At 48.8% G+C, this 2369-nt stretch carries 3 protein-coding genes; all 3 read left to right on the top strand.

Annotated features, from left to right (window positions below):
- The first annotated feature begins 50 nt into the window (after positions 1–50).
- Positions 51–311 (top strand): pyruvate synthase subunit PorD, encoded by a 261-nt coding sequence (gene porD, locus CUN85_RS12825; protein WP_135390695.1) that lies wholly within the window; start codon positions 51–53, stop codon positions 309–311.
- Positions 311–1525 (top strand): pyruvate synthase subunit PorA, encoded by a 1215-nt coding sequence (gene porA, locus CUN85_RS12820; protein ID WP_135390694.1) that lies wholly within the window; start codon positions 311–313, stop codon positions 1523–1525. The genes porD and porA overlap by 1 nt, the downstream gene beginning before the upstream one ends.
- A partial coding sequence (gene porB, locus CUN85_RS12815) for a pyruvate synthase subunit PorB (protein WP_135390693.1) occupies positions 1522–2369 on the top strand: 848 nt, incomplete at its 3' end. The genes porA and porB, both read left to right, overlap by 4 nt.

Raw genomic sequence — 2369 nt, 5'->3', positions numbered from 1 at the left:
AGGAACGCAGAAGCTATAATGGAAGCATATAAAATGATGAGGGGTCAGCAATGAAGATAGTTCCCGGAGCTGTTTGTGAGGCAGGTACCAGCCGTGTCAACAAGACCGGCGGATGGAGAACCTTCAAGCCTGTTTACGATTATGACAAATGCATAAAATGCAAGTTATGCGAACTGCTGTGTCCTGACAGTTCAGTAAAGCCAAGAGAGGATGGATACTTCGAATTCGATTATGATTATTGCAAAGGATGCGGGATCTGTGCTAACGAGTGCCCCAAAACCGCAATTACAATGGTCCTGGAGGAGAAATAATGGCACATGAAACGAATATCGGTAAAAGTAAAATGGTGGTCGTGGAAGGATCCTATGCCGTTGCACATTCGGTAAAGGTCTGCAGACCAAATGTGATCTCAGCCTACCCCATTACCCCGCAGACCCATATCGTAGAAGACCTTTCCCAGTTCATGGCCGACGGTGAGATCCCTGACTGCGAGTACATCAACGTGGAGTCCGAGTTCTCCGCACTTTCCGCACTTGTAGGTTCAGCAGCCGTGGGAGCAAGATCTTATTCAGCTACAACATCCCAGGGACTTGAGCTCATGCACGAGGTACTGTTCAACGTTTCCGGTATGAGACTCCCGATCATGATGACAGTCGTCAACAGGGCAGTAAGTGCTCCCATAAGCATATGGAACGACCAGCAGGATTCCATTTCACAGAGGGACACGGGCTGGATACAGCTCTACGCCGAGAACATACAGGAAGCCTCTGACATGACCGCCCAGCTCTTCAAGGTATCAGAGGACAAAGATGTAATGATGCCTTCCATGGCATGTATGGATGGTTTCATCCTGTCACATGTTTACGAGCCTGTTGTGCTCCTTGAAAAGGATATAACCGATGAGTTTCTCCCACCGTTCCGGCCCGAGCGTGTCCTGGACCCCAGGAATCCACTGACCTTCGGTGCATTCGCAGACCCTAATTATTACGCAGAGTTCAGGTACCTTCAGGAACAGGCAATGCAGAATGCCCTGAAGAAGATTGAAAATGTTGCGGAAGAGTTCTATGATATGTACGGCAGGTACTACGGAGGACTTATCGACGAGTACATGACCGGGGACGCAGACATCATAATAATGGCAATGGGTTCCATAGTCGGGACCATCAAGGATGTTATCGACCGCCTCAGGGAAAATAATGTCAAGGTAGGACTTCTGAAGGTCAGGGCATTCAGACCGTTCCCTGCAGAGGCTATAAAGAATGTCATCAGGGATGCAAAGGTTGTTGTTGTCCTTGACAAGAACATATCACTTGGTATGAACGCAGGAGCCCTGTTCATTGAGACTAAATCCGTACTCTACAACACCGACATCGACGTCCCTGTTATCGGTTACATGATAGGCCACGGTGGACGTGACATACCAATGAGCAGCATTGACAGGATAATCGATGACGCAAAGGAAGTAATAAGATCAGGTATCAGGATCGAGAGTCAGTTTTCTGATCTGAAGGAGGAACTGATATGAATTCAATATCATTATTAGCTCCGGGACACAGGGGATGTGCAGGTTGCTGTGACGCAATGGCTGCCAAGTTCACCCTTATGGGCGCCGGAGAGGACTGTATAGTAGTAAGCCCTACCGGATGCCTTGAGGTCATGACCACACCATACCCCGAGACCTCATGGGATGTGCCCTGGATACACTCACTTTTCGAAAATGCAGGTGCTGTTGCTTCAGGAATTGAAGCCGGACTTAAGGCACTCGGCAAAAAGGAGAGAACAAAAGTAATTGCCATGGGTGGCGACGGTGCCACCCTGGATATAGGCCTGCAGGCCATATCAGGTGCTTTTGAAAGAGGGCATGACTTCACATACGTGTGCATAGACAATGAGGCTTACATGAACACCGGTGTGCAGAGAAGTGCAGCTACTCCATACGGTGCTTCCACAACTACAAGTCCGGCAGGTAAGGTATCCTTCGGTAATCCAAGACCAAAGAAGAACATGCCTGCAATAATCCTGGCACACGGTTCACCATATGTTGCCACAACATCCCTTGCATATCCAAAGGACATGATCGCCAAGGTGAAGAAAGCCACAGAGATCGAAGGTCCGACCTATATCCACTGTCATGCACCATGTACCACCGGCTGGGGATTCGACACCTCCAAGACCGTTGAGGTCGCTAAGATGGCCGTGCAGACCGGTCTCTGGCCACTCTATGAGGTGGAGAACGGTGAGATGACAAAGGTAAGGAAGATAGGTAAGAAAAAGCAGCCGGTTGAAGAATATCTGAAAATGCAGCGTCGTTTTAAGCACCTTTTTACAATGGAAGGTGGTGAGGAAGAGATTGCAAAGATACAGGCGAT

The sequence above is a fragment of the Methanolobus halotolerans genome (assembly GCF_004745425.1).
In the GTDB taxonomy this organism is placed as follows: Archaea; Halobacteriota; Methanosarcinia; order Methanosarcinales; family Methanosarcinaceae; genus Methanolobus; species Methanolobus halotolerans.
The sequence above is the reverse complement of the archived record's forward strand: the minus strand, read 5'-3'. Positions and strand labels throughout refer to the sequence as shown.

Coding starts and splice junctions, on each gene's coding strand:
- porA (WP_135390694.1), top strand. CDS start 311: ATGGCACATGAAACGAATATCGGTAAAAGTAAAATGGTGGTCGTGGAA.
- porD (WP_135390695.1), top strand. CDS start 51: ATGAAGATAGTTCCCGGAGCTGTTTGTGAGGCAGGTACCAGCCGTGTC.